Source organism: Cytobacillus gottheilii (assembly GCF_018582665.1).
Classification (GTDB): domain Bacteria; phylum Bacillota; class Bacilli; order Bacillales; family Cytobacillaceae; genus Cytobacillus; species Cytobacillus gottheilii.
Map to the genome: position 1 here is coordinate 1,030,001 of NZ_CP071709.1, position 26,112 is coordinate 1,056,112.

Here is a 26,112-nt window from a genome sequence, read left to right on the forward strand (position 1 = left end):
ATCCTACCTGCGGAGCCATATGGAGAGCTGTCCGAGTGGCCGAAGGAGCACGATTGGAAATCGTGTAGGCGGTTTATAGCTGTCTCAAGGGTTCAAATCCCTTGCTCTCCGCCATTCTAAAATATATATATGGCCCCTTGGTCAAGCGGTTAAGACACCGCCCTTTCACGGCGGTAACACGGGTTCGAATCCCGTAGGGGTCACCATTCATTTCGGAGGATTAGCTCAGCTGGGAGAGCATCTGCCTTACAAGCAGAGGGTCGGCGGTTCGATCCCGTCATCCTCCACCATTATTATTATTATCGCGGGGTGGAGCAGTCCGGTAGCTCGTCGGGCTCATAACCCGAAGGTCGCAGGTTCAAATCCTGCCCCCGCAATTTGGTCCGGTAGTTCAGTTGGTTAGAATGCCTGCCTGTCACGCAGGAGGTCGCGGGTTCGAGTCCCGTCCGGACCGCCATTTTTAAAATCAAATCAATACATATGGCTCAGTAGCTCAGTCGGTAGAGCAAAGGACTGAAAATCCTTGTGTCGGCGGTTCGATTCCGTCCTGAGCCACCACTACTGCCGGTTTAGCTCAATTGGTAGAGCAACTGACTTGTAATCAGTAGGTTGGGGGTTCAAGTCCTCTAGCCGGCACCAGCAGTGTTTATATAATCCGGAGGGGTAGCGAAGTGGCTAAACGCGGCGGACTGTAAATCCGCTCCTTAGGGTTCGGCGGTTCGAATCCGTCCCCCTCCACCATTTTTAGGGGTATAGTTTAATGGTAAAACGAAGGTCTCCAAAACCTTTGATGTGGGTTCGATTCCTACTACCCCTGTAATCTTTATGGCGATTGTGGCGAAGTGGTTAACGCATCGGATTGTGGTTCCGACATTCGTGGGTTCGATTCCCATCAGTCGCCCCATTTAATTTTCACAAGACAAACTAGATATTCATACTATACATTATGGCGATTGTGGCGAAGTGGTTAACGCATCGGATTGTGGTTCCGACATTCGTGGGTTCGATTCCCATCAGTCGCCCCATATATTTTATTGGGCTATAGCCAAGCGGTAAGGCAATGGACTTTGACTCCATCATGCGTAGGTTCGAATCCTGCTAGCCCAGCCATTCGCGGAAGTAGTTCAGTGGTAGAACACCACCTTGCCAAGGTGGGGGTCGCGGGTTCGAATCCCGTCTTCCGCTCCAATTATTTATGGCGGCATAGCCAAGTGGTAAGGCATGGGTCTGCAAAACCCTGATCACCGGTTCAAATCCGGTTGCCGCCTCCATAATTGTTCAGAACGCCGGGGTGGCGGAACTGGCAGACGCACAGGACTTAAAATCCTGCGGTAGGTGACTACCGTACCGGTTCGATTCCGGTCCTCGGCACTTTTAGAAGTGCCATTTAATATTTTATATGCCGGTGTGGCGGAATTGGCAGACGCGCACGACTCAAAATCGTGTTCCTTCTGGAGTGTCGGTTCGACCCCGACCACCGGTATCAAAAAACATTCAGCGACGGTATTTCAGTGTAGTTAATCACTGAAATACCGTCGCTTTTCTGTGTTAAATTTTTACGATAATTGATCGTTTGCCTATTCGTTTTCCTTAAAAACGGGGGAGGTGGATTTTTTTATGGATTCACCCACAAAAAAAAGAGACCCATAATTGAAATAACGAAAATGGACCTCCATAAAATTTTAATAATATAGATTAAAGTTAAATAGAACGCAAGCTTTCTTTCAGTGTTTTGACGATAAAGGTGAAGTCGTCTTCAGTAATACTTAGAGGAGGAGCAAGTTGCAAGATGTTATTATAGCCAGCAACAGTGTCCCCATTCTTTCCAATAATCAGCTTTCGCTCTTTGCAGGCGCTGATTACTTTATTAACGATTTCCACACTTGCTGGTTTTTTCGATTCTTTATCTTCAACCAGTTCAATTCCTATAAGAAGTCCTTTTCCTCTAACATCTCCTACAAATGGTAAATCTTTTAATTCTTCAAGCTCTTTTAATAATCGTTCTCCCAATACCTGTGAACGCTCAATTAGTTTTTCATCTTCAAAAATTTCTAGGTTCTTTAATGCAAGCGCACAAGCAGCGGGATTTCCCCCAAATGTATTTACATGGCGGAGGCGATCATATTGTTCATTGCCGCTGTATGCCTCATAAATCTCTCTTTTAACCGCAGTAACAGAGAGAGGCAGATATGCACTTGTGATCCCTTTAGCCATTGTAATAATATCCGGCTTTACATCATAATGCATAAAACCAAATGCTTTACCTGTTCGGCCAAATCCACAAATTACTTCGTCGCAAATTAGAAGGGCGCCGTGTTTTTCGCAAATCTCTTTAACCTTTTTCATATAGTTCTGAGGAGGAATCAAGCAGCCGCCTCCAGTAATGATTGGCTCCATAATCATGGCTGCTACAGTCTGGCTTAATTCCCATGTCATAACCTTGTCAACTTCATGAGCGCTTTCAAGGGTATGCTCATCAATCGGATTTCGGTATACATCGGGCGGATTCACATGGATAAAGCCCGGAGCTAGTGGCTCATATTTATATTTCCTTTCAGCCTGACCTGTTGCTGCAAGGGCTCCCATTGAATTTCCGTGATAAGCACGATAGCGAGAAATGAATTTATACCGTCCATGGTCGCCTCTTTGCTGGTGGTATTGACGTGCAATTTTAAATGCTGTTTCATTTGCTTCAGAGCCGCTATTTGAGAAAAAAATTACGTAGTCATCACCAAGCCATTCGTTAAGCTTTTCAGCCAGCTTAATGGCAGGAATATGGCTTTGAGACATTGGAAAGTATGGCATTTCCAGAAGCTGCGCATAAGCAGCCTCCGCCAGTTCCTTCCTGCCATAGCCGGCATTTACACACCAGAGGCCAGACATACCATCCAAATATCTATTCCCCTCAATGTCTACTACCCAGGCGCCTTTTGCCTCTTTAATAATTAAGTTTCCTGAAACAGGAGCAGAACCTCTCATTGCGTGCCAGATATAACGCTCATCTTTTTTTTGCAGATCCTTTCCTTGGTCCGTTGCTAGCATTCTTATCTCCCCATTTCATTAAAAGTTGTTTATTAATAACGAGCAGTTACCATCTTTTTACGAGTATAAAATTCTACTCCATCGCGGCCATTGGCGTGAAGGTCACCGTAAAATGAATTTTTATAACCTGAAAATGGGAAGAATGCCATTGGGGCTGGTACACCTAAATTTATACCAAGCATACCTGCATCAATTTCTTCACGGAATGTGCGAATTACACTTGCGCTATCTGTATATAGACATGCGCCGTTAGCAAACTCGGATTGGTTTGTAATCATAATTGCTTCTTCGAGGGTTTCTGCACGGACAATAGACAATACAGGGGCGAATATCTCATCTTTCCAGATTTTCATATCTGTTGTCACATGGTCAAAGATGGTTGGGCCCACGAAATAGCCATCTTCCTGTTCTCGATCTTCTCTCCCATCACGAATTAGAAGGGCTCCTTCATTTTCCCCGATCTCAATATATTGAATGGTCCGTTCTTTATGTTCTTGACGGATGACTGGACCAAGGAATACATCATGATCCATCCCATTTCCGATTTTAATTTCATCAGCTTTTTGTTTTAGTCGGTTAATTAACTCATCCGCTATCTCTCCAACGGCTATTACAACAGATGCAGCCATACAGCGTTCGCCGGCTGATCCAAAGGCTGCTCCAATGATATTTGTAACTGTATTATTCAGGTCAGCATCAGGCATAACAATTGAATGATTTTTCGCTCCAGCCAATGCTTGTACTCTCTTTCCATTCGCTGCAGCTGTTTTGTAAATATATTCTGCAACAGGTTGTGAACCAACAAAAGAAACGGCTTTTACATCCTTATTTTCAAGGATTCCATTTACAACATCATGGCCACCATGAACAATATTTAGGACCCCATCCGGAAGGCCAGCTTCTTTAAATAGCTCAGCTAAGCGATTGGCCAAAACCGGGGTGCGTTCAGACGGTTTTAACACAAATGTATTTCCGCAAGCGATGGCTAGTGGATACATCCAACAAGGCACCATCATTGGAAAGTTAAATGGAGTAATGCCGCCTACTACTCCAATTGGGTAACGGTACATACCGGACTCAATACCAGTTGCAATATCAGGAAGTTGATCGCCCATCATTAGTGTAGGGGCCCCGGCAGCAAATTCAACACATTCTATTCCGCGCTGCACCTCTCCATATGCTTCCTTGTAACTTTTACCGTTTTCAAGTGTAACTAGTCTTGCCAGCTCACTCCAGTTTTCAACTAGTAATTGCTGATAACGAAATAGTATCCGCGCTCGTTGAGGAACCGGTACCTTTTTCCAAGATTGGAATGCTTTATGTGCAACCGTGACCGCATGATTAACCTCTTCACGTGTGGAGATTGGCAGTTTTGCAATAATTTCACCTGTAGCTGGATTTGGGATATCACTTACATTCTTACTTTCTGATAACGTCCATTGACCGCCAATAAAATTTTTTAGTGTCTTTACTTCATTAGTTACAACCATCAGACTGCCTCCTTCAATTCATAAAATTATGAAATTTCGATCTAATCTAATTATATTAATGGAGAAAATCGTTTTCATTAGACAGAATGTAAAATAATTTTGAAGGAATACGTTACGTTCAGAAAAAATCTGATGTTTCTACTTATCTTACCGATCGTTTTTTTCTTAAGGTGATTGCTTGGCTCCATCCAGATACTCATAAGCCGCAACCGCAAATTCAAACGCTTGTCTTTTTGGCGGTTCCATAAAGTCCTCTCCTATTAACTCATATAACTTTTCTAGCCTGTGATAAAGTGTTTGCCTCACAATAAAAAGATGCTTCGCTGTTTCTTTTTTTGAACCATTGAATTTTAAATATAAACTTAATGTATTCATAAGCTTTGTGTTATTTTGGCGATCAAATAATAGTACAGGCTTTAAATAATCTGAAACAAATTCATATAAAATTCCTTGATCGTGGGCGGCTTTAATGATTCTGTATATATGTAAATCTTCATAAAAATAACTAGTTTTTTCATTTCGAACTTTTTCCCTGATACTAGAAGCCTCTTTAGCAAATTCGTAGCTTTTTTTTATTTCAGTTAAATGGTGAACTGGTTTACCAACACTAATATGTAAGTGATTGGTTAAATATTTTGTGTTTATTAGCCGTTCGATTGCAGTACCAACTCTTTGTTTATAATTAGTTTGAATCCTATTATCAATCAAAATTAATACAAGCGAATTTTCCATCATGGCAGGTAATAGGTGGAATCCCTGATTCTGAAAAATATTACGTAAAAATAGCTTTAAATAAGTTATGCTTGAATCATCAGGATCATAATCGACCTTGATGAGTACTACAATCGCTCTTTCAAGATTTTTACCAGGAGCAATCTTTTCAAGGTATCTCTCTATTTGTTCTTCATTGTGTTCTCCGCTTAGCCATTTTTGGATCCAATCCGTTTGCTTTGCATTTCTTCTTTCTTCAATCCATAAATCACGTAAAATTATTTGAGCAAGTGCTGTTACTGTTCTGTCTAGGAGCAATTTTTCAAACTCTGTTACCGAATCGGCGTTGTCTACAATGATCAACTCGGCATAATCCTGATTTAAGACATTAATTTTTTGGCGTGTGATAAATTCCTTTTTCCCTAAACTGCTTTCTTTAACTAATTGAAGGAGGTTATTATTTTCATTTTCTGATTTGTTGGAAACAATACTATCGTGACCATCATTTGATAAATAAATGACGGGCATTTGTAATTGTTTTTGCAACATATTCAAAACCACCTTTTTAGGGTCGGCTTCGAGCAAAACTTCATTTAGTTTTCGTGAATACTCCTCTAAATCCGTTACCATTTGATAATGTTTTTTAATAATTAATGTATGAATTTCTTCAGTGATATCAACAAACCTTACTTCCTTTTTAAATACTATAATCGGGAAATTGAAACGATCAGCTAATTTGATTAAATCACTTGAGATTTCACTAACATATTCACCTAACTCCACGCAAAGTCCAGATACCTGACATTCAATTAACTGCTTTACAAGTGAAATCATTGATTCTTCGCTATCTTTCCAACCTATACCAGTTGTTAGTATTAATTCATTTCCGTTTAATAGATTACCTACATTCGTAATTTCCATAACATGAACCCATTTAACAGTTCTTGTTATTCCTTTTTTCCCGGCAACAATTTTTGCAGTTTGAAAACTTTTCTGTTTCAATATCTCCTCTACAGATAATTTGACTTCATTTTTCATCCTCATAAGCCCCCGATTCATTCCAAAATGAGCCTCATTTTTTTTTGATTTATAATTTTTATTTCGCTGCTAAAGGGTAAAAGTGTTACCTGGTTAAATGATCATATTTATACTATCAGTGAAATTTCACAGCACTAGCATAGCATAGAACATCTGAATTGTCTGAATAATTTAACATTATGTCGTGTTATTTTATAAATTATTATATTTTTTGTCCAATGAGAATTAAGCGCCATCATGATAAGATAAGAAAATAAAATAAAATTCAGAAAATACGGATTAGTTAAACAAATAAAGAAGTTGATTTCTCAGCCAGTTCGAAATTTCTATATATTCAATCCAAATCCTATTCTATAAATTTAAAGAAATTGGTTAAGTGTATTAATGAAACAAAAGGTTGGTGGTGAGTGTTTAGTTTTTCAATTATGAAAAGGAGTGAAAATGATGACAAGTCATCGGATTGCTGTTTTACCTGGAGATGGAATCGGTCAAGAAGTAATGAAGGAAGCAGTTGAGGTACTGGAATTACTCAAAAAGCTGGATCCCTCAATAAGAATTGAATTTGATACATTTGGCTGGGGCAGTGAGTATTATTTAGAGCATGGAAAAATGATGCCTGATGATGCCTTAGATAAATTAAAAAAATACGATGCGATATTATTTGGGGCGATTGGCGATAAGCGGGTGCCTGATGATGTGACTGTATGGGGGCTGATTATGCCTATTCGGAAAAAATTCAAGCAGTACATTAATTTAAGACCAGTAAAATTATTAAAGGGAGTTTCCTGCAGATTTACAGGTGAAGATATCGACTTTGTTATTGTCCGTGAAAACGCAGAAGGTGAATATTCCAATAGTGGCGGTAGATTGTATCAAGGTCTAGATCAAGAAATTGCTGTTCAAAACACTATTATTACACGAGCAGGTACAAAAAAGGCTGCAAGATTTGCTTTTGAATATGCTGAAAAGCATGGAAAAGGGACGGTCACCAGTGCGACAAAGTCCAATGCGATCATCCATTCAATGAAACTATGGGATGAGACTGTACGTGAGGTTGGACAAGAATTTCAAGCAATTAATCTGCAAAGCTACTATATTGATGCTCTTGCAGCCTATTTCGTTTTAAAACCTGAGGAATTTGAAGTTGTTGTTGCTTCCAATTTGTTTGGGGATATTTTAAGTGACCTGGGTTCTGCTGTTGCAGGAGGGCTTGGGCTGTCTCCATCCGCAAATTTAAATCCAGAAGGGGATTTCCCTTCCATGTTTGAACCTGTCCATGGTTCAGCTCCTGATATCGCCGGAAAAGGGATCGCTAATCCAATTGCACAGATCTGGTCGGCGGCACTTATGCTTGAGCATTTAGGGAGAGCGGATTTAGCTGCAGTCATTTTGGAGTCAATTGAAGAAGTTCTTGTACAAAAAGAAGTACAAACACCTGACTTGGGCGGCAATTCAACTACAAGCGAGATGGGATCAGCGATACGAGATATTATTCAACAATTACTATTAGTGAAAGAAGGCCGGTAAAATGAGATTAGAAAATGAAGTAGTTGTTGTTACGGGCGCACAGGGCGGAATGGGAAAAGAAACAGTAAAACGTTTTTTAGAGGAAGGGGCTTTGGTAGCGGCTGTTGATCTAAATGTGGAAGGTGTAGAGGAAAGTGAACGTCTTTTGCCGATTTCAGCAGATTTAACAATGGAAGAGGATGTTGTGAAGGTTTTTTCAGCTGCAAATGAGAAATTTGATCGTATAGATGGGCTTGTTAATATTGCAGGAATCGCACAGCCAGCAACACCCATTGAAGAAGTAAGCTTGGAGGATTGGGAGAAAATTATGCGAGTAAACGCAACGGCTCCATTTTTAACAAGCCGTGCAGCTGTACCTTATATGAAGAAACAAGGGAAAGGAGTAATTGTAAATATCGCTTCTATATCCATGGTGAGACCTCGTCCTGGCTTGAATGCTTATATTGCTTCAAAAGGAGCCACCGTTTCTTTTTCGCAAGCATTGGCCATTGAATTAGCCGATTATGGAATCAGGGTAAATGTGGTGAATCCAGGTCCTGCAGATACGAATATGCTTGGGCAATTTACAGCGAAGGATGCGAATATTGAAGTAACAAAGGATACTGTTTTTAAGAATAGTGTTCCATTAGGAAGGTTAATTAATCCGAATGATATTGCCAATTCTCTAGTGTATCTGTGTTCAAAGGAAGCCGCCATTGTAACAGGCTCAATTATTAATGTAGATGGCGGAAGGGGGATTTAACAAGTGAAGGCGGTCGATGTGCAAGTTAAAGGATGTTACATAGGCGGAGAATGGAAGATTCCTGAAAAAGAGAGATTAATAGAAGTGAAGAACCCAGCGGATAGCTCTCTTTTAGCTTTTGTGCCAAGAGGGGACAAAAGGGAAATTGACCTTGCAGTAAAATCTGCGAAAAAAGCTTTTCATTCAAAAGAGTGGAATATGGTCAAGCCTTATAATCGAGGCAAGCTACTTTATCAGGTTGCAGAAATCATCCGTGAGAATAAGGAAGAATTAGCAGAAATAGAAACACTTGATGTCGGAAAGCCCATTGCACAGTCTGCTGTAGATGTAGAGATTGCAGCTCGTTATTTTGAATATTATGCAGGTGCCGCAGACAAAATTCTTGGAGAAACAATTCCGGTAGAACCAGGAATCATCAATTACACTGTTCGCGAACCGATAGGCATTGTTGGACATATTATCCCATGGAATTACCCGCTGCAAATTGCAGCAAGAAGTATTGCTGTATCTATAGCCACCGGAAACACAGCTGTCTTGAAGCCAGCAGAAGACACACCATTAACAACGTTAAAGCTTGTTGAATTAATGGAGCCATTAGGGCTGCCAAAGGGTGCTGTGAATGTTGTAACAGGTTATGGTTATGAGGCGGGTGCTGCGCTTTCTGCTCATCCTGATATTAACCATATTACTTTCACAGGTTCAGTGGAGACAGGGAAGAGGGTCATGGAGTCAGCAGCAAAAAATATCGTGCCCGTTACACTTGAGCTTGGCGGAAAATCCCCGAATATCGTTTTTGCTGATTGTAATGAAGAGCTGGCGCTTGAGTGGGTTATAAAGTCCATTGTACAAAATGCAGGTCAGACGTGTTCTGCAGGTTCACGTTTGGTAATTGAAAGGACCATTAAGGAAAAATTTGTTGACAAGCTTATAAATGCGATGGAAAAGCTGACTATCGGTCCAGGAATTGATAATCCTGATCTTGGACCAGTTTTATCACAGAAACAATATGAGCTCATCCAAAGTTTTATTGATTTGGCAAAGCAAGACGGAATTAGGATTGCGACAGGAGGAAAGCGTGAGTTAGTAGAGAAATGTGAATCAGGCTACTTCCTTCAGCCAACCATCTTGGATAATGTTCCTGCAAGCCACCACCTTGCACAAGAGGAAATCTTCGGTCCTGTATTAACAGTAACTACCTTCGAAACAGAAGAAGAAGCAATTGAAATCGCCAATGGGACACCCTACGGACTCGTGGCAGGTGTATGGACTGAAAACGCCGGCAGAGCACACCGCGTTGCCAGCCTCCTGCAATGCGGCCAAGTTTTCATCAACCACTATGGGGCCGGAGGTGGCATTGCCCAGCCGTTTGGTGGATATAAAAAAAGTGGTTTCGGCAGGGAAAAGGGACTTGAGGCGCTTAGGAATTATACACAAGTGAAGAATGTGGCGGTAAAATTTTGAGAGAAATGCCACTTGCCCGGCAGGATAAGCAATTAACTTCTCTGCGCGTAAAAAATGCAATAAGTTTAAGAGGAAGTAAGTGTCTAAACACCGTATATAATATCCAAACCGGACAATTATGAAGGAGTGAACCTTGTGAAATTAGTGATGAACTGGGATGAATGGGCTAACCTTGATGCTATAGGTCTCGCCGAAATGGTTCGTAAGGGGCAAATTACTCCGCGAGAGGTGGCTCAACAGGCTGCTCTCGCCATTGACGCCTTAAATCCTGAAATCAATGCCATTGTTGAGGTCTTTGATGATGTGATCAATGACCCCATGAAGGACGGAACAAACCTTGACGGAGTTTTCGCCGGAGTGCCATACCTGATGAAAGATTTAGGGCCCACTCTCAAAGGGCGCCTGCAGGAGATGGGTTCTCTGCTGATGCGCGGAAATCGATCTACAGCCGATAGCTTCCTGACCAAGCGCATCCGCCAAGCCGGTCTCAACATTATCGGACGGACGACAACGCCAGAGTATGGACTCTGCAGTTCAGCCGAGAATCCAGCGGTCTATGTTACACGAAATCCGTGGAATCTTGATTATACAACCTGCGGCTCTTCTGCAGGCACAGCAGCTGCGGTTGCAGCCGGCATCATTCCCATATCACATGCGACTGATGGTGGTGGCTCAATTCGAATTCCCGCTGGTGTAAATGGAAATATCGGCTTAAAACCGTCCCGTGGCGTCTTTTCGCTAGCTCCTCACGGTTCGGACTTAATGGGCTCGGTCTCCGCTCAGGGTTGTATGTCACGTACCATTCGTGACACTGCTGCATTTGTGGACAGTTGCAGAGGTGGAGCACCAGGCGAGTTCATGCCTTATTGGACACCATCGCAGCCATACTCCGAGCTCATCCGACGGGATCCAGGAAGACTTCGTATCGCTGTTTCACATGAGTGGGGCGATTACCGCGCTGCGCCGGAAATTGTTGCAGAGTTGGAGCGGGCGGCAGGCTTTCTTGAGACACTTGGACATCACGTTGAGTGGGTAATTCCAGATATTGACTTCCGTGCCGCCTACGAGGCGCAAACCGCTTGCTATATTATGAATTTTTCACAAGTGATTTCGGGTCTCTTGGAGAAAAAAGGCTTGGAAAAGCCACCTGCCGACCTTATTGAACCGATGTGCATACGGGTCTGGGAAGAGGGACGTTTCGCATCTTATACGCAGCGTGCCAATATGCAAGCAGTGTTTAACGATACTTCCCGGAGGCTAGGCACATTCTTTGAAGACTGGGATATCATCCTGACCCCCACGATGGCACTGCCTACGCCAAAGGTTGGAACGACGGAGTATCTGACGATCAGCGATAACCCATCAGTTTATGACTGGTTCGAGAATCTATGGAGAATATTCGCTTATACTCCAATCGCCAACCTTTCTGGTCTTCCGGGCATCTCATTGCCAATGGCAGAGCTCGAAAACGGACTGCCGCTTGGAATACACGCGCTCACACGGCAAGGAGATGATGGGTTGCTTCTTCAACTCGGAGCCCAGATTGAGCGCGCCCTGAATGGAGAGTGGAACCGTGGGCGGCGACCTGATGTCCACGTGGCATCGATTTTAACAACAATTTAATGGTAGTATCGCGGGCGGTGACTCGACGCCGCTCGCCTTAAATAGAATCCAGGAAACGACAGCAGGAAAGATAGGGATGGGCTATTATTGTTAGACTTACTAACCAACCATTCCTGTTAATCTATGAAAGTTCAAAAAATGAATGATACCCCAAAGTAAATCACCTTATTCCCACCCTTTAGATTAGTCAGAATAGTAATAAAATGAAGCATGTGCCGTTATAATCTTGGACTTGTATTAGTTCAATATCTAATCATAAATGAATCTACTATAGGTAACTTGTTCCTCTTAAAAAATCTAAATTTTTTGGAAACCGCGGTAAAAAAATAAAAAAATCTGGTGAATGGATCTCAGCTATGGGGTATGACCAACGTTTTATGGGCGTGAATTATATAGCAGACTGACTTTAACCACCCATTTTCACTTGACTATATGACCCATATTGCACTACTTGATCCCAAACTTAGGGAAGGAGAAATGATAAATGCAATTAAAATTAACAAAAAAGGAAAGAGAAAAGCAGATAAAAAAAGAGGCCATTATATGTACAGTCATGTATATTGTATTTTTTATCTGGTGGTTAGTAACGGGGGTTGGTTTAGGAAGTAAAGATCCATCTGAGTATACTTATATTCTAGGACTTCCTATGTGGTTCATGCTAAGTTGTATTGTAGGCTTTGTACTTTTCTGTATTGCATCAGCAGTTGTAGTAAAGTTCTATTTTAAGGATTTTGATCTCGAAGAAACACTTGAAGAAAAGGAGGAGAGGCAAAGTGACATCATATAGTCTGATTATTCTTGCTGTATTAATTATATATATGGTTCTAACCCTTATAATTGGGATAGTTTCAAGTAAAAGGCAAGCTATGGCACAAGCTGAGAAAGGATTTATCAACAATTATTTTGTGGGTGGAAGATCAATGGGAGGGATCGTTCTAGCGATGACGCTGGTCGCTACATTTACAAGTGCATCCAGCTTTATCGGTGCTCCAGGAATTGCATACTCAAAAGGATTAGTATGGGTATATATTTCCGTTATTCAAATACCTACAGCATTTATTGTACTAGGTATACTTGGGAAAAAATTCGCCATAATCTCCAGAAAAACAAATGCAGTAACAGTTACAGACTATTTACGATCCAGGTATAAGTCGCCTGCAGTTGTTATCATCTCCTCAATTGCTATAGTCCTATTCTTTATAGCAATGATGATGTCTCAGTTTATTGGTGGGGCGATATTACTTGAAACCATTACAGGATTACCATATGTATGGGGTTTAATTATATTCTCCATTATTGTTATCGCATACACCTCAATAGGAGGGTTTAATGCAGTTGCAATCACTGATACAATACAAGCATTTGTAATGTTAGTAGGATGTTTCTTGATTCTATTTACTGTCATAAAAGCAGCAGGGGGATACACACCATTAATAGAGACTTTAAACACTGTCAACCCTACATGGAGTTCGCTGGCATCTGACGGTAGTACCCCATTGCCATATATACTATCTTTTTGGGTATTGGTTGGTATTGGAGTACTGGGTCTTCCTCAGACTGCGGTTAGAGGAATGGCTTTTAAAAACACAAAATCATTACATCAGGCAATGATTTATGGAACAGTTGTAGTTGGAACTATGATGATAGTCATTATAATTGTTGGTGTATTTGCACCAGCAGTATTAGATCCTTCAGAATTCAAAAATACAGACTATGTAGTACCAATGATTGTACTGAAGTATATGAACCCAGTAGTCGCGGGACTGTTTATTGCAGCACCACTTTCCGCAATTATGTCTACCGTTTCATCCCTATTACTATTAGCTTCTGCTGCAATTGTTAAAGATATTTATATGAATTATTTTGTAAGAAGAGATACGGAAGAAAAAGGATCAGCATTTGAGGCGAAAATTGGTAAACTCAGCATCTTTTCTACTATTTTAGTTGGAGCAATCACACTTATTCTTACCTTAAATCCTCCTGATTTAATTGTTTGGATAAATTTGTTCGCTATGGGTGGATTAGAATGTGCATTTCTTTGCCCGATTATATTTGGACTTTATTGGAAAAAAGCAAATGCAACTGGTGCAATTTTTTCTTCCGTTATCGGAGTTGCAACGTTTTTAATTTTAAGTAGCACAGGTGTAACAGTATTTGGTACCAGTCCGATCGTAATTTCAATACTTACTTCAGTAATTGCGTTTATTATTGGTAGTTTATTAGGGAAAAAACCTGATAGAGAAACTCTCGAATTATTCTATTAATTTGATTTAATAAGCGAAAGTTTAATGAAAAAACCAAAAGTGCAGGCTGCCATGTCCCTTGACATGGAGCTTTGTACCAACTGTTTTGCTAATTGGGCTTATGACAGCAGGAAAGACGAGCGTGAGCCGAAAGAAATGGGCAAAGCAAACTAACTTCATCGGATTGTATATTTACTACAGTGACTAATCAGGGGAAAGCTTTTTACCCCCGTGTGCCATAATTATCACCTCCTTTCAAATTAAATAGGTAATTTTACATCTTTAATAAAAATAAAGCTCACAATCCTTATTACAAGGATCATGAGCTTTTTACTTTTTATTGTATTCGTTAGAAAACGATACTAAATCAATTGATTTTAGACAATATAAAAATCTCCCTGTATATTGCAAAATGCCCCTCCAAAAAACACATAGACAAAGCCATCTCCGACTCTGTCTACTTTCCCAATCCCACTATAACCTCAGCCCTAAGAACAAGACTCAAACAACTCAATTCTCTCCCAATGCACATCAGTTAGCTCTTTCTCCAGTTCATCTCTTTGCAGTTTAATTTCCTTCAAAGTAGTTTTCACAAGGTCATACATTTTTTCTGTCTGTGACATGGCGTCGTTGATTTTTCCATGGACCATCCAATCGACAACGATACCATCAAAGAAGTAATCGGCAACTGTAAGCATATTGCCGATATCGTAATCGTGGTCAAAGTGCTTTTTAAGATCCAGCAGCTCTTCTCGAAATTGGCGGAGGGTGTGCTGGGCATCATGGATGAGATCCTGGGCGTTATTGTAGCGGCTATGTTTGACAAAAGTAGAAATGGTGCCACCGCCGAACATATCAAAAGTTGACCAATTATGTGCAGATTCTAATTCGTCTAGTGCCTCATCTAGCTGATGTTTTGCTTTTTGTCCGACTTCAATTGCTTCGTTGTACTCCTTTAAGCCGGCAAACAACTCTGCTTCTTTTTCTGAAAGGGTGTATAATTTGTCATTCCAAAATGAATCAGTATCACGGATTAATCGTTCTTTTTCTTTTAAAATGGCTTCGTATTCCACATCTGCATTCGCTACAGATGTAAGCTCCATTTCAAACTTCTTTATCTCATTTTCCATATCAGCAACGGTTTCCATCGCTTCCTTATACTTTAGCTTCATAGCTGCAATTAGCTGTTCTTCTTGATCAATCTTCTCAAGTTTTTTACCAATTAGAGAATAAAAAATATTGGCAAGGGTGAAGGATTCAAAACGGCTAACATCTTCTTTTTTCTCTTCTAACATATGCTTATACATTTCTCTTTTTTGTATTTCTAGCTGTAAATCCGCCTTTAGGCGTTCCAAATGATCCTCATACTTCTCTTTTTTCCTCAAATCATCCTTCACAATGAGTAACTTTTCATTCAGCTCAGTAAACATTGGCGCTCCCCCTATACAGCTCTTTATTGTATATACGGAACTGGGAGAATAAGGTTTCAATTTTGTAGGGAAGCTTGCGCCCATTCGGTGACAGTTAAATAAAGTTAATCGTGATTGGGTAGATAAGTTGTAACGAATAAAAACATATCCTCGCTGATTATGGAATTTTATGTTAAAGTTTGGGTGATTAAATATTTTTTACTGTTTGTTACTTTGTTAATAACGATTTTCTAGAATGGGGGATTGTATGTTTAGTTTTCAAACCTTTAAAGATAAACGTTATTGGATTCTTTTGCTTCCGTTTTTAATTGTTTATATAGTAGTTGCTATATTTAGCTCGGGTTATTTCACAGGAAAGCCGATATTGGCACTATTATTTCCGTTTTTAAGCGTAATGCTGTTTTGGGTGACATACCACTTATGGAAGTATGTTGGAGACAAAAAAAGAGAAGATTGAAGTTTTAAAGCGTGATAAATATTGAGCTAGCGGAAATACGCTAGTAAAAACGCACAGTCATAATTGACTGTGCGTTCAGATTGTAGACAAAAGGGGTTCGGAATGGTCTCATTCCGAACCCCTTTTGAAGTTTTTTTCTATTTTTATTCCTTTAGAGGACAGAATGCAGCTATCCTATCCTCAGATTTATACTGTTTTTGGGTCCTGCCACGTCCAGTTGGCTATTTTCTTTAAATTCATGGACGCGAAAGTAAGCATCGCTTGCATCGACAATTTTTTAAGTCCCCTTAACGTTGTCCAACGCATTCCATGCTTTTCTTTTGCATCAGCGAAAACACGTTCAATCGTTTCCTTTCGCTTTGCGTATATTGGTTTTACATCTTTGTGATGGCGAAGATGTTCCACTTCCTCCACATATTCCTGCCAAATATGCCGGGTCACCACTTTTTGGTGATTCTTACTCTGTGTACATTGGTGCAATAATGAACAAGTGGCACAAGTCTGTTTCAATGATTTGTATTCACGGTAGCCTTCCTTGGTGGTAGTTGAATAGTTCAAAATTTTGCCCGCTGGGCAAATATAACAATCAAAATGTTCATCATAAACATATTCGTGCTTTCGGAAGAATCCATCCTTTGTACGTGGTCGTGTATAAGGGAGTGCAGGTGTTATTTCATGTTCAATTAAGTACTTCGTGATGGCAGGTGTTTTATAAGCTGCGTCTGCGGCAACGGCTTCAGGTTTTCCAACTCTATCAATCACTCGTTCAACTAAAGGCTCAAGGATTCCACTATCATGAATGTTTCCTGGTGTAACTATATTTCCTAAGATAAATCCGTTGCGATCAGAGGCGGCATGAAACGAATAAGCAAACTGTTTAGTGCGTTCGTCTTTGACGTAGTAGCCACTTTCTGGGTCTGTGGTACTTTCTTTGATCTCTTTTGTTTCCTCTTTTTCAAATTTATCAGGTGGAAATGGCTTCTTCCCATGATCTTCACGGTCATCGTTGATTTCTGTTTGAAGCTGTTCTTGATATGCGCGTGTTTCCTTACGCACAACTTTCTTCGCAAATTTATGTTTATTCGCGCTTGCTTTTACGTGTGTCGAGTCAATAAAAACATGTTCAGCGCTAATTAATTTCTTTTCCGTGGCCGTTTTTAAGATTCGATAGAAGATCTGTTCAAATAGATCAGTATCTTTAAAACGACGCTCATAGTTTTTACCGAAGGTAGAGAAGTGAGGAACTTTATCATAAAATCCATATCCTAAAAACCAGCGATAAGCCATGTTTGTTTTTAGTTCCTCAATGGTTTGGCGCATGGACCGAATACCGAAGGTATATTGAATAAAAGTAAGCTTTATTAAAATTACCGGGTCAATGCTTGGACGACCTACTTCTGAATATGTATCTTTTACTAAATCATAAATGAAGGAGAAGTCAATTGCAGCCTCCATTTTTCGTACTAAATGGTTTTCAGGTACCAGTTGATCTAACGCAACCATTTCAAGCTGATCACGTTGAATTGAATTATGTTTGGAAAGCATCTTCATCACCTCTAACCTTATTCTCCTTTTATTCTAAAACAAAAAAGACTGTAGGCAAACTCGATTTTCATCGAGTTTGTCTACAGTCTGAACGCACAGTCATAATTGACTGTGCGTTTTTGTTTTTAATCTTTATGACCCCGTTACCTAGCCAGTTCTGCCTTTATATCAACTTAGTTCACTTTAGATAGGTATAAAATTTTTTCATAGGTTCTTTCTAATGTGATACAAAATTCCAAAGATATCACACACTTATGAATACCCAACTGTATCCCCACAATTCCAAACCGCACACCAAAGTAAATAAAAAGAGTAGTTATGAACAATCACATTATTCTCATGAAGAAGCCGATATACTTACCCCATAAGCAATAAAAGCAGTGCAAAAAGGTCTGGGCAAATCCCCCTAACAATCTGCAGCAAACTGCATTGGAGGTCAAACAATGAAAATCATAAGTGTAAAAGGTCTGGAAAAGTCCTACGGAAAAAATCAGGTACTGAAAGGCCTGGATTTTGAAGCAAATGAAGGGGAGGTTATTGGAGTCATTGGAAAAAATGGCGCCGGTAAATCAACCTTTCTTGAGATTTTAATGACAATTAAAGATTTTGATCAGGGTGAGGTTTTGCTTTTTAATGAGAATTTGCAGAAGATCACGCTTGATAAGCTAGGCGAAATCCGAAGAGATATTTCGGTTGTGCTGCAGCCTACGCATTTTTATAAGTCATTAAAAGTGGAAGAGCTGTTGAAGCTGTTTAAAGCTTATTATAAGTCGAATAAAGAGATTGAGGAGATTATGGCTGATTTTAAACTTGAGCCTCATCGGAAATCTTATTTTGAGAAGTTGTCTGGCGGATGGAAGCAGAAGGTTAGTTTGGCGATTGCTTTTTTGTCGGAGCCGAAGCTGATTATTTTGGATGAGCCAACGACCGGTTTGGATCCTCATATGCGCAATGTGCTGTGGTCCTATATTGTTGACTATAACAAGAGCAGAGGCGGGACTGTGATTTTAACGACGCATTATATGGATGAAATTGAGATGTATTGCGATAAAGTGATGCTTATTGAAAACGGAAAGAATGAAATGTTTGAGAGTACAGAAAATATTTTGTCACTAGGGTACAAATCAATGAATGACTTTTACCTTTCTAAAGTGCCGGTATAGGAGGAGATCAGTATGTTAGCCACACAGTTAAAATATGATTTAATTATGTTTTCGAGGGAGCTGTTTTATTTAATATTCTCCATTGTGGTTCCTCCGGTCACATACGTGTTTTTGGGGCACCTGGTTGGTGAGAATACATTCGCGGGCGGTTTGAGCTATGCCCAAACGTATACTCCATCGTTTATTTTACTGATTACGTTTTCTGTTGTTTTCTTTGCGTTTGGTTTTGACCAGGTGATGAACCGCTCCACTGGGGTGGAAAAAAGGATCAGTATTTCGCCTGTGCCTGTTCGGACATTACTGCTTTCAAATATTATAAAATCGATCATTATTACGAGCTTTGGTTTTTTGCTCATTAATATGATTGGCGTATTTGTTTTTGAAATCACTCTTGAACCACTGATGTTTTTAGGTTCTTATGGTTTCTTTATTTTATTGAATGCTGTTTTATTAGTCATTTCATCTGCCATTTATTCTTTATTTAAGGAAATGAAAACGGCATTGATTTTTTCGATCCTCATCTTCCAGGTTGTAATGTTCACGGGTGATTTTTCGATTCCAGTGAGCCAAATGCCAGATTTCATTCAAATCGTCGCAAAGGCAAATCCGATGTATCATATGAACCATCTTTTTATCGATGTGTGGAATCAGCAGCTCGTTTTTGATGGTCAAACGTATATTTCTATTGCAATAGTGCTGGCAGTGTTTATCGCTTCATTGGTAATAATCCGATTTAATAGAAAGACAGCTTAAACCAGCTTCCATAATAGGAAAAATTAGGTTTCAATATTAGTTGAAATAGTGGTAAAATGCTCCTAAAAGACTCTTAAGGAGCATTATTGTTTTGGTTACAATTATCGGTTCTTTCGTACAAATTGCTACTCTATGCTTGAATAATTTCTTCTTTGTCAACGGTTTTGACCATGCAAAAGAAAGGTTTTATTTTGTATTGATCTTATCGTGCCTTGCACCGGTGTTATTTGTCTATATCGGCATTATCGGCATTGTTATTCCTGTGCTGCTATTGATTTACTCTAATTACAGATATAAAAAAGATCCCATTGTCAGTATAACAGCACCTTTTTTTGCTGTGATCATTCTTGTGATCAGTGATCATTTAAGCTTCTTAGCGAATTCTTTTCTATTTGATATTTCCGTGGAAATGGTAAATGCTCAACTGTCCTACTATGGTTTGCATTTGCTTTTCTTTCTCTTATTTTCAGTTCTTCTCAGTTTCATCACCCATATGGTGATTAGAAAACTGAAGCAGTTCGTACCTGTTTTTAAGCATTATTTTTTATTCTTGATGAGTTTAACTGTTCTGACGGTATCATTCTTTTATATTAATATTCTAGTATCCGATAGATCAGGTTTCTCAAGTGAGATTGTCCAGTTTAACAGCTTCATATTTTTAGCCTATTTTGCATTATTTATCACGATATTGGGACTTCTGCTTTTTTCGGTGATTAAAGAAATGAAAGTGAAAAATAAGCAGGAGGAGTATAAGCAATTGCGGATGTACTCGGAGAATTTAGAAGAAATGTATGGGGAGCTGCAAAAGTTCCGGCATGATTATATAAACATCTTATCTTCCATGTCAGAGTATATCAGAACGAAAGATATGGAAGGGTTAGAAACCTATTTTAATGAAAAGGTCATGCCCACCGGCCAGGGGATTAAAAAAAATCATTATAAGCTTGGTGCCTTACAAAATGTGAAAGTGACTGAAGTGAAAGGGACATTAGTCTCAAAGCTGATTAAGGCACAGGACTTAGGGATCGATATTGCCCTTGAGGCAACGGAGCCAGTACATCAAATAAATATGGATTATATCCGATTGTGCCGCTGTTTGGGAATCATCCTCGACAATGCGATAGAAGAAGCGGAGCAGTTCGACGGAAGCAGTATACATATTGCTTTTATTCAAAAAGAAAATTCCTTGCTCATTGTGGTCGCTAATACGATTGGCGGAGAAATACCAAAGCTTTATAAAGTATTCCAGCAAGGATACTCGACCAAAGGGGAAAACAGAGGGTTAGGATTAAGCAATTTAAAGGAAATTGTCTCTAAATGCGAAAATGTGACACTGGAGACAAAAATAACGGGGAAAATGTTTTTTCAGGAATTAGAGATTGCTGATTAAACGGAGGAGTACATATGCTGGATATTTTTATTTGTGAAGATGATCAACAGCAAAAGGAAAAAATCACAAACTATATCAAAAACTATATTATGATTGAACAATTAGATATGAGAATCACTCTTTCTACCGATAATCCCGATGAAATTATTGATTATTTAAAGTCTAACAAGGTGACTGGATTATATTTTCTTGATGTGGATTTAAAGCATGAAAAAAGCGGGATCGTGTTAGGGGCTGAAATTAGAAAATACGATGCAAGAGGATCGATTGTCTTTGTTACCACGCATTCCGAGCTCACCTATTTGACGTTTTTATATAAAGTTGAAGCCCTAGACTATATTATTAAAGACGATTTTACAGATTTACAGCAGCGTGTCATTGATTGTATGGTGACGGCGAATGAACGCCACTTGTCTGGCAGTGATGAGGCGAAAAAACGTTTTCATATTAAAAACGGCGATAAGGTGATCAGCGAGGATTACGACAATATACTATTCTTTGAAACAAGTTCCAAACTGCATAAAATTATTATGCATACAGATTCCAGACAGGTAGAATTTTACGGAAAGTTAAAGGAAATAGAAGAGTTTAATTCCGGGTTCTATCGCTGTCACAATTCCTTTGTCGTCAACATCGAAAATATTTCAGCAATAGATAAAAAAACACGTGAAATTACGATGGTGAATGGAGAGGTTTGTTATTCATCTGCCCGTTTTCTTAAAGGATTGCAAAAGGCTTGGGAAAAGCAATAGGAATGGAATAAAAATGTGGGTGCATCGTGATGATGTGTCTAAAGCAGTTTTCCCCAGAAGTTTATTAAAAAAGGACAATTCCCATGCTAATTTTCAATAGCATAAGGAATTGTCCTTTCTAGTATCCTAAACGATCTTTTTCCACCTTCAGTTTGTCTTCGTAATCTTTTAATTGATTTTTCTGTTCTCGCAGATAAACAGCAATTTTGGAGAATGTTTCTTTCGTCAGTTTTCTTACTTCGTTTTCTGCTTTGCTGATTTCTTGTAAAAGCTGTTTCTTAGCCGTTTTTCGTGCATTTTCTGATGAATGCTTGACGGTTAGAATGGAAGATAGCGATGAATTTAATTCTTCATTTTCAATTACATAAGATTGCAGAAACTCCATTACTTCTTTATACTGCGTATGCATTTGCTTCATTTTAAAAGAAGGGGAGTCAAAGGTTGTGATTGCTTGATCGATAATAGCATAGCGCTCATTGAACCAGCGAGTGGCCTCTTCATAATAAATATCCTCTGTAGTCGGAAATGTCAATCTCCTCATGATATTGGAACGTTTGATTGTAGATTTAAGGTTTGTTTCAGACTGAACCAGCTGTTTTTTAATAGAGCGCAGGATAGTGGGAGTATCGTCCACAAATTGCTGCTGAGCTTCTTCTAACAGTAAGAGCTGCTTATTGGTTCTAGCTTTATAAATAGCAGCGATTTTTTCATGACGTACATTTAGTTCATCATTAACATCCTGATAGCTTCTTTCTAAGAAATTTTTTTGTTTATCCTGAAAGGCTTCCAGCTGCAATCTGCTGGAGTTAAAAGCTGATTGATAGCTTTCAAGTGCCTGATTATAAGGAGCTAGTTTTATACTATTAGTAATCTGTCTTCCACCCATCGCTCCTATAATTCCACCTACTACACCGCCAATTGCGGCACCTACTGGACCGCCAACTGCTCCAATTAAAGCACCTGCCTGGGCACCGGCAAAACCGCCGCCGCCTGTTCCAGCAAGGTCCAACCCGACATTTTTAGCAGAATGTCCGAAGTCAGTTTTTCCAGAAGACATAAGGCCAAACTCGCGGTAGCCTGCTGTAATTAAGGTGACAAGAGGGATTCCGGCTCCCATTGAATCTCCTAAGCTATCAACTCCATTTAATGTTTCACGCGTAGCCCCATCCATTAATTGAGAGTTGAGAGCTGGTGTTCCGTAAACCAAATCAGAAGGACCGAACTCTTCAGCAAGTGCGCTATTCGTGATAACCGGTGTATCTGGATTCGTTTTAAAATGATCGTTAAGAACCGATACCGTTTCTCCGCCCTTTACCTGCCATGGTTCTCCGTCCACAATTAAGTCATAGCCTTGTTGATTAGCCTGATCGGGAAATTCTACATGATGACCTAAATCAGTTAACACATCGGCGGCATACTGTTCGGTCACATAGCCTTCAAGGCGTGTAATCCAGCCTTCAGCAGAATTTGAGTCAAAAATACTTATGTATTTATCTTCTACATAATTATGCAGGGCGTGAAAATTTGTTAAATCGTCCGTAAATGCAAATTGCATAGCATCATATACATTCCCGTCTATTTCATTTAAATAATAGAGAGACGGAAGTGAACCTGCTGCTCCAATAATCCCTGCTTCTTTTAAAGATAAAGGATGCTTTTTTATGTAGTCCAGTGATGCTGTTCCTTCAGGTATGTTTACTTTCTCGGATGGAACCCAGAGCATCATATCATTGCTTGGCAGTTTTCTTTCGAGCTCCTTCTTTTTCTTTAGGATGCTTTTTTTTCGCCGCATAAAATATACACCAGTACCTGTGGCAAGTATTAAAGAAAGTACAAAAATCTCCATTACAAAGTCACTCCAACTTAACATGATAAAAGTAATACTATTATATAGGAGAAAAGGAATGGTTTTTGTTGAATTTTGTCGAAACTGTAATAGCGGTTTCCTATATATAAAAATACCTCCAAAACCCAGTACAATCACATAAACACCCTCACAACCCCTTTCATATACTATTGTACTGAAAGGAGGGACGAGCATGAACAACAAACAATCAGCACATGATCACCATGCACATCACGATGAATCCCCGGCTGTCCAGGAATCGAAACGTTTCAAAGTACACAGCAATAAAAGAAAACAGTCTTACAAAGAAGGCGGAATCATCCATAGAATTGGAACGGATTATGTAGATTTGCTGCAGAGTGACCATAGTGTTGTTAGGGTGTTAACGAGACGAATCAAGAAGATTCATTGGGTCGATCATCATTGTCGAAATAAATGCCTGGATCATGTGGATTTTGAGAAAGCCTGCAGAGGCAATGATCTGCACTGTTCTCATTGCAGCCGATATCACCGAGATTGCCGCTGTGGTATGAAACACAAAAATTATTCGGATTTCGATAAGATATCAAGGGATTATGATCGTCACGATGGGCACTGCACTCATTGCGGCCGACATCAGCAAGATTGTCATTGTGGTATGGGCGCTAGGGAAAAGTTCATAGATTCCTATCTGGATTCACACTGTGCCCATTGCCGCAGAGACCATGATAACTGCCATTGCGGCAAGCAGTTCCACCGCATCAAGGATCCTGTTATTCCCTACTGTGATGACCGGATTCACTTACGGTTAGCTGGATTGACGGATAGCTTTCAATACAAGCTATTCAAGCACAAAGGCTGTAAGGTTGTCCTGGAGCTGGATCTATCGGATCATTTTGATTAGTTCAAAAAAGGAAGGTGCCATGTAAGGTTCCTTCCTTTTAAACGTCACATTTCATTTAGGGTTTGCCCTAAAATTATAAGCTTTACACTTCAGTCTTTATTTCTCCAGCTCAATCAAACAAATATCCTCAAAGTCGATCCATTGTTCTTCATCGTATTTTTTGAGAAGCAGGTCGCTCTCATCTACTTTCTCTAAAGTGCCATCCTGTTCAAATTTATCTGTTTCAGTTTGGATGTAGGCATAATAACCAGTATAGCTATCAAGGAGCATGCTAAGTTTTAAGCCGAAAAATATGTTCAGCAAATAAGGGCTTCTTGTAACGATTTCACCGAAATGAAATGTCAGGTTCCGCCTTAGACATGGGTTGATGCAGAGCAGTTCTGGTTCATCTTCATCATCCGATTTTTTTCTTCTGTCCATATTGTGAATGGACAGAAGTCTCACTGTTGGAAGGATGGTGATATTGTTGGTATCTGCATTTTCAATAATAATAAAATCATTTCCTGCGTCCAAAAAGTATCCGCAGACTTCTTCCTTTTTTTCCTTGCAGCTATAATAGACAGTTACGAATTGGTTTCTGAAGGAACGAAGACTTACTTGAAGTGATCTCGCATTTGTTTCGTCGTCATCATCCTCAGCAGAAAGTGCAAGCAGGAGTTCATTCGCAAGGGTAATACACCTTTCTAATTCCTCAAGTTCATTCTGTGGAAAGGAACTGAAGGGGGAAGTGAATTTTGGCTGCGGAAGCGTTTTTGGACAATCTTCAGGCACACAAAAATCATCATCCTTTACTCCCGCTGGCACCATCTCTGGACAGCGAAATGGTGTTTTTCCATGGATGAACTCTTCTTCCAAGCATTCAATCTCATCCCAAACCCTTACATTCCTCATTTCTTTAACAGCAGTTTTTCTCTTTTTATAAGCTGAAATGGTCAACAACCTCCTTTTATCTGTACATATACCTAGTGTATGGATGGTCATTAATTTGTGGTTGGGCAAATGACTAGGATCTGTGCATTTCTAAATGAAATTGTAAAAATATACATATTAGGTCATAGACCAAGCATCTCCAGTCATAAAAATTACAAACGAAAACTTGGAGGAGACTTTTGACATGGGGCATTTAGGGTTTTTGTTATATGGAAACCTTGTACTGATTTTATTCCTATATTTATATCTTAATAAAATTCGTAAACTCATCGGTTTTCAGCTGGGGATGAATATTTCAATGCTGGCAGGCGGTTTTGGTGCGATTGCCACAGGCGTAATCCTCATTTATCAGTTTCCATTAAAATTTGTCATCATCACAATGATGACAGCGGTAATTGGAATGCTGATTGGCGGCCTTTTTGGTGCGCTTTTTGATTATCAGACTCTGCTGACTGGTTATATAAATGGCTTAATGATGGGCATTATGGCACCGATGGTAGGAGCAGCGGCCAATACGAGCATTCTCTTTCTATCTTTTGTAGAAGCGGTATTCCTGCTTTCTCTTCTGCTGGTTTTGCTGTCTGCTAAAAATACATAAGTAAGGAGTCATGAATGTGGAATTATCCCCTCTATTTATTATGCTATTTCTTGTAAATGGTCTTATGGGGTTTTTCTTTTATTTTGTCATGTATAAAAAAAGGAAACTATTTGCGGACCGCTATGGGATGGTGATGGCCGCGGCAGGCAGCAGTATTTTCTGCATGAATCTGGCCATGCTTCTTCACTTCCTTTTTCCATTTGAAATTGGAGTACTTGCGATACTTTCCACTGTGATCGGCGGCGGGATTGGTTTACTGTATGGTGCACTCGTCCGTTTTCAGTCTTTATTGGCTGGCTTCTCCCATGGCAGCATTGGCTCCATCATGGGAACGATGGTTGGAGCCGTAGTGGAAAACCCAGCATTATGCGGATTGCCTGCTGCTTATTTTAATGATGTGGAGAATAATATGATTCTATTTGGTTTATTTGGCACAGGTTTGGTGTTTGCCACATTTGGTTTGTTATTTTACTCCTTGCGAGTATAAA

Annotated in this window: 22 protein-coding genes and 17 tRNA genes (1 of these 39 running past the window's edge); 32 read left to right on the forward strand and 7 right to left on the reverse strand. The window is 39.7% G+C overall.

Features of this window, described 5'->3' with window-relative positions; genetic code table 11:
• The 17 genes from J1899_RS04955 to J1899_RS05035 all read left to right on the forward strand — a co-directional run.
• Positions 1 to 18: transfer RNA gene (locus J1899_RS04955), tRNA-Asn, on the forward strand (it extends 57 nt beyond the left edge of the window).
• A gap of 3 nt (positions 19 to 21) precedes the next feature.
• A tRNA-Ser gene (locus tag J1899_RS04960) sits at positions 22 to 114 on the forward strand.
• Positions 115 to 131: 17 nt separating this feature from the next.
• Positions 132 to 206: transfer RNA gene (locus J1899_RS04965), tRNA-Glu, on the forward strand.
• A gap of 8 nt (positions 207 to 214) precedes the next feature.
• Positions 215 to 290 (forward strand) — tRNA-Val (locus tag J1899_RS04970).
• A 13-nt stretch (positions 291 to 303) separates the two neighbouring features.
• Positions 304 to 377, forward strand: a tRNA-Met gene (locus J1899_RS04975).
• Between the two features lie 3 nt (positions 378 to 380).
• Positions 381 to 457, forward strand: a tRNA-Asp gene (locus J1899_RS04980).
• A 25-nt stretch (positions 458 to 482) separates the two neighbouring features.
• Positions 483 to 558, forward strand: a tRNA-Phe gene (locus tag J1899_RS04985).
• Between the two features lie 5 nt (positions 559 to 563).
• Positions 564 to 639 (forward strand) — tRNA-Thr (locus tag J1899_RS04990).
• A gap of 18 nt (positions 640 to 657) precedes the next feature.
• A tRNA-Tyr gene (locus tag J1899_RS04995) sits at positions 658 to 741 on the forward strand.
• A gap of 5 nt (positions 742 to 746) precedes the next feature.
• A tRNA-Trp gene (locus J1899_RS05000) sits at positions 747 to 817 on the forward strand.
• 11 nt (positions 818 to 828) lie between these two features.
• Positions 829 to 904 (forward strand) — tRNA-His (locus J1899_RS05005).
• Between the two features lie 45 nt (positions 905 to 949).
• A tRNA-His gene (locus tag J1899_RS05010) sits at positions 950 to 1,025 on the forward strand.
• Between the two features lie 10 nt (positions 1,026 to 1,035).
• A tRNA-Gln gene (locus tag J1899_RS05015) sits at positions 1,036 to 1,110 on the forward strand.
• Positions 1,111 to 1,113: 3 nt separating this feature from the next.
• A tRNA-Gly gene (locus J1899_RS05020) sits at positions 1,114 to 1,188 on the forward strand.
• A gap of 9 nt (positions 1,189 to 1,197) precedes the next feature.
• Positions 1,198 to 1,271, forward strand: a tRNA-Cys gene (locus tag J1899_RS05025).
• A 14-nt stretch (positions 1,272 to 1,285) separates the two neighbouring features.
• Positions 1,286 to 1,371, forward strand: a tRNA-Leu gene (locus J1899_RS05030).
• Between the two features lie 30 nt (positions 1,372 to 1,401).
• Positions 1,402 to 1,483 (forward strand) — tRNA-Leu (locus J1899_RS05035).
• A gap of 218 nt (positions 1,484 to 1,701) precedes the next feature.
• Here J1899_RS05035 and J1899_RS05040 read toward each other — a convergent pair.
• The 3 genes from J1899_RS05040 to J1899_RS05050 form a co-directional block, all read right to left on the reverse strand.
• Positions 1,702 to 3,042 (reverse strand): aspartate aminotransferase family protein, encoded by a 1,341-nt coding sequence (locus J1899_RS05040; protein ID WP_214477910.1) that lies wholly within the window; start codon positions 3,040 to 3,042, stop codon positions 1,702 to 1,704.
• Between the two features lie 32 nt (positions 3,043 to 3,074).
• Complete coding sequence (locus tag J1899_RS05045; RefSeq protein WP_214477911.1) at positions 3,075 to 4,532, reverse strand: CoA-acylating methylmalonate-semialdehyde dehydrogenase; 1,458 nt, start codon at positions 4,530 to 4,532, stop codon at positions 3,075 to 3,077.
• Between the two features lie 165 nt (positions 4,533 to 4,697).
• Positions 4,698 to 6,281 (reverse strand): PucR family transcriptional regulator, encoded by a 1,584-nt coding sequence (locus J1899_RS05050; RefSeq protein ID WP_214477912.1) that lies wholly within the window; start codon positions 6,279 to 6,281, stop codon positions 4,698 to 4,700.
• A gap of 444 nt (positions 6,282 to 6,725) precedes the next feature.
• Here J1899_RS05050 and J1899_RS05055 point away from each other — a divergent pair, with 444 nt between their 5' ends.
• From J1899_RS05055 to J1899_RS22715, 7 genes are all read left to right on the forward strand, one after another.
• Positions 6,726 to 7,808, forward strand: coding sequence for a tartrate dehydrogenase (locus J1899_RS05055; protein ID WP_281420729.1), 1,083 nt, complete (start codon positions 6,726 to 6,728; stop codon positions 7,806 to 7,808).
• A gap of 1 nt (position 7,809) precedes the next feature.
• Positions 7,810 to 8,550: an SDR family NAD(P)-dependent oxidoreductase gene (locus J1899_RS05060; RefSeq protein WP_214477914.1), complete on the forward strand. Its 741-nt coding sequence runs from the start codon at positions 7,810 to 7,812 to the stop codon at positions 8,548 to 8,550.
• A gap of 3 nt (positions 8,551 to 8,553) precedes the next feature.
• Positions 8,554 to 10,011 (forward strand): aldehyde dehydrogenase family protein, encoded by a 1,458-nt coding sequence (locus tag J1899_RS05065; protein ID WP_214477915.1) that lies wholly within the window; start codon positions 8,554 to 8,556, stop codon positions 10,009 to 10,011.
• Positions 10,012 to 10,146: 135 nt separating this feature from the next.
• The gene (locus J1899_RS05070) at positions 10,147 to 11,634 is read left to right on the forward strand and encodes an amidase (RefSeq protein WP_214477916.1); all 1,488 of its coding nucleotides are present in this window, start codon (positions 10,147 to 10,149) and stop codon (positions 11,632 to 11,634) included.
• A 484-nt stretch (positions 11,635 to 12,118) separates the two neighbouring features.
• Positions 12,119 to 12,421 carry a YhdT family protein gene (locus J1899_RS05075; protein WP_214477917.1) on the forward strand — a complete coding sequence of 101 codons (303 nt, stop codon included), beginning with the start codon at positions 12,119 to 12,121 and terminating at the stop codon, positions 12,419 to 12,421.
• Complete coding sequence (gene panF / locus J1899_RS05080) at positions 12,408 to 13,898, forward strand: sodium/pantothenate symporter (protein WP_246586584.1); 1,491 nt, start codon at positions 12,408 to 12,410, stop codon at positions 13,896 to 13,898. The genes J1899_RS05075 and panF overlap by 14 nt, the downstream gene beginning before the upstream one ends.
• 24 nt (positions 13,899 to 13,922) lie before the next feature.
• A complete protein-coding gene (locus J1899_RS22715; RefSeq protein WP_281420639.1) occupies positions 13,923 to 14,051 on the forward strand; it encodes a hypothetical protein in 129 nt (42 codons plus the stop codon).
• 314 nt (positions 14,052 to 14,365) lie between these two features.
• Here J1899_RS22715 and J1899_RS05085 read toward each other — a convergent pair whose 3' ends face one another.
• Positions 14,366 to 15,307 (reverse strand): coiled-coil domain-containing protein, encoded by a 942-nt coding sequence (locus J1899_RS05085; protein ID WP_214477918.1) that lies wholly within the window; start codon positions 15,305 to 15,307, stop codon positions 14,366 to 14,368.
• Positions 15,308 to 15,554: 247 nt separating this feature from the next.
• Here J1899_RS05085 and J1899_RS05090 point away from each other — a divergent pair, with 247 nt between their 5' ends.
• Positions 15,555 to 15,764 carry a permease gene (locus J1899_RS05090; RefSeq protein WP_214477919.1) on the forward strand — a complete coding sequence of 70 codons (210 nt, stop codon included), beginning with the start codon at positions 15,555 to 15,557 and terminating at the stop codon, positions 15,762 to 15,764.
• A 186-nt stretch (positions 15,765 to 15,950) separates the two neighbouring features.
• Here the strand turns inward: J1899_RS05090 and J1899_RS05095 are convergent, their stop codons facing one another.
• The gene (locus J1899_RS05095; protein WP_214478757.1) at positions 15,951 to 17,309 is read right to left on the reverse strand and encodes an IS1182 family transposase; all 1,359 of its coding nucleotides are present in this window, start codon (positions 17,307 to 17,309) and stop codon (positions 15,951 to 15,953) included.
• Positions 17,310 to 17,752: 443 nt separating this feature from the next.
• Between J1899_RS05095 and J1899_RS05100 the strand changes: the two genes are divergently transcribed.
• The 4 genes from J1899_RS05100 to J1899_RS05115 all read left to right on the forward strand — a co-directional run bounded on the left by J1899_RS05100 (position 17,753) and on the right by J1899_RS05115 (position 21,367).
• Entirely contained in the window at positions 17,753 to 18,472 is a 720-nt protein-coding gene (locus J1899_RS05100) for an ABC transporter ATP-binding protein (RefSeq protein WP_214477920.1), read from the forward strand.
• A gap of 12 nt (positions 18,473 to 18,484) precedes the next feature.
• Positions 18,485 to 19,225: an ABC transporter permease gene (locus tag J1899_RS05105; protein ID WP_214477921.1), complete on the forward strand. Its 741-nt coding sequence runs from the start codon at positions 18,485 to 18,487 to the stop codon at positions 19,223 to 19,225.
• Positions 19,226 to 19,316: 91 nt separating this feature from the next.
• Entirely contained in the window at positions 19,317 to 20,615 is a 1,299-nt protein-coding gene (locus J1899_RS05110) for a sensor histidine kinase (protein WP_214477922.1), read from the forward strand.
• Positions 20,616 to 20,632: 17 nt separating this feature from the next.
• Entirely contained in the window at positions 20,633 to 21,367 is a 735-nt protein-coding gene (locus J1899_RS05115) for a LytR/AlgR family response regulator transcription factor (RefSeq protein ID WP_214478758.1), read from the forward strand.
• 118 nt (positions 21,368 to 21,485) lie between these two features.
• Here J1899_RS05115 and J1899_RS05120 read toward each other — a convergent pair whose 3' ends face one another.
• Positions 21,486 to 23,213 (reverse strand): hypothetical protein, encoded by a 1,728-nt coding sequence (locus J1899_RS05120; protein ID WP_214477923.1) that lies wholly within the window; start codon positions 23,211 to 23,213, stop codon positions 21,486 to 21,488.
• Between the two features lie 193 nt (positions 23,214 to 23,406).
• Here J1899_RS05120 and J1899_RS05125 point away from each other — a divergent pair, with 193 nt between their 5' ends.
• Positions 23,407 to 24,096 carry a hypothetical protein gene (locus tag J1899_RS05125; protein ID WP_214477924.1) on the forward strand — a complete coding sequence of 230 codons (690 nt, stop codon included), beginning with the start codon at positions 23,407 to 23,409 and terminating at the stop codon, positions 24,094 to 24,096.
• 96 nt (positions 24,097 to 24,192) lie between these two features.
• On the opposite strand, the gene J1899_RS05130 is transcribed toward J1899_RS05125, so the two are convergent.
• Positions 24,193 to 25,032, reverse strand: coding sequence for a hypothetical protein (locus J1899_RS05130; RefSeq protein WP_214477925.1), 840 nt, complete (start codon positions 25,030 to 25,032; stop codon positions 24,193 to 24,195).
• Positions 25,033 to 25,210: 178 nt separating this feature from the next.
• On the opposite strand from J1899_RS05130, the gene J1899_RS05135 reads away from it, so the two are divergent.
• Positions 25,211 to 25,624 (forward strand): hypothetical protein, encoded by a 414-nt coding sequence (locus tag J1899_RS05135; protein ID WP_214477926.1) that lies wholly within the window; start codon positions 25,211 to 25,213, stop codon positions 25,622 to 25,624.
• A gap of 16 nt (positions 25,625 to 25,640) precedes the next feature.
• Positions 25,641 to 26,111: a hypothetical protein gene (locus J1899_RS05140; protein ID WP_246586585.1), complete on the forward strand. Its 471-nt coding sequence runs from the start codon at positions 25,641 to 25,643 to the stop codon at positions 26,109 to 26,111.
• The last annotated feature ends 1 nt before the right edge of the window (position 26,112 follow it).

Bases quoted from the DNA above. Each gene is read 5' to 3' on its own strand.
- J1899_RS22715 (WP_281420639.1), top strand. From the start codon at position 13,923: ATGAAAAAACCAAAAGTGCAGGCTGCCATGTCCCTTGACATGGAGCTT.
- J1899_RS05125 (WP_214477924.1), top strand. From the start codon at position 23,407: ATGAACAACAAACAATCAGCACATGATCACCATGCACATCACGATGAA.
- J1899_RS05055 (WP_281420729.1), top strand. From the start codon at position 6,726: ATGACAAGTCATCGGATTGCTGTTTTACCTGGAGATGGAATCGGTCAA.
- J1899_RS05105 (WP_214477921.1), top strand. From the start codon at position 18,485: ATGTTAGCCACACAGTTAAAATATGATTTAATTATGTTTTCGAGGGAG.
- J1899_RS05045 (WP_214477911.1), bottom strand. From the start codon at position 4,532: ATGGTTGTAACTAATGAAGTAAAGACACTAAAAAATTTTATTGGCGGT.
- J1899_RS05135 (WP_214477926.1), top strand. From the start codon at position 25,211: ATGGGGCATTTAGGGTTTTTGTTATATGGAAACCTTGTACTGATTTTA.
- J1899_RS05085 (WP_214477918.1), bottom strand. From the start codon at position 15,307: ATGTTTACTGAGCTGAATGAAAAGTTACTCATTGTGAAGGATGATTTG.
- J1899_RS05090 (WP_214477919.1), top strand. From the start codon at position 15,555: ATGTTTAGTTTTCAAACCTTTAAAGATAAACGTTATTGGATTCTTTTG.
- J1899_RS05100 (WP_214477920.1), top strand. From the start codon at position 17,753: ATGAAAATCATAAGTGTAAAAGGTCTGGAAAAGTCCTACGGAAAAAAT.
- J1899_RS05095 (WP_214478757.1), bottom strand. From the start codon at position 17,309: ATGCTTTCCAAACATAATTCAATTCAACGTGATCAGCTTGAAATGGTT.
- J1899_RS05120 (WP_214477923.1), bottom strand. From the start codon at position 23,213: ATGGAGATTTTTGTACTTTCTTTAATACTTGCCACAGGTACTGGTGTA.
- J1899_RS05040 (WP_214477910.1), bottom strand. From the start codon at position 3,042: ATGCTAGCAACGGACCAAGGAAAGGATCTGCAAAAAAAAGATGAGCGT.
- J1899_RS05060 (WP_214477914.1), top strand. From the start codon at position 7,810: ATGAGATTAGAAAATGAAGTAGTTGTTGTTACGGGCGCACAGGGCGGA.
- J1899_RS05050 (WP_214477912.1), bottom strand. From the start codon at position 6,281: ATGAAAAATGAAGTCAAATTATCTGTAGAGGAGATATTGAAACAGAAA.
- J1899_RS05075 (WP_214477917.1), top strand. From the start codon at position 12,119: ATGCAATTAAAATTAACAAAAAAGGAAAGAGAAAAGCAGATAAAAAAA.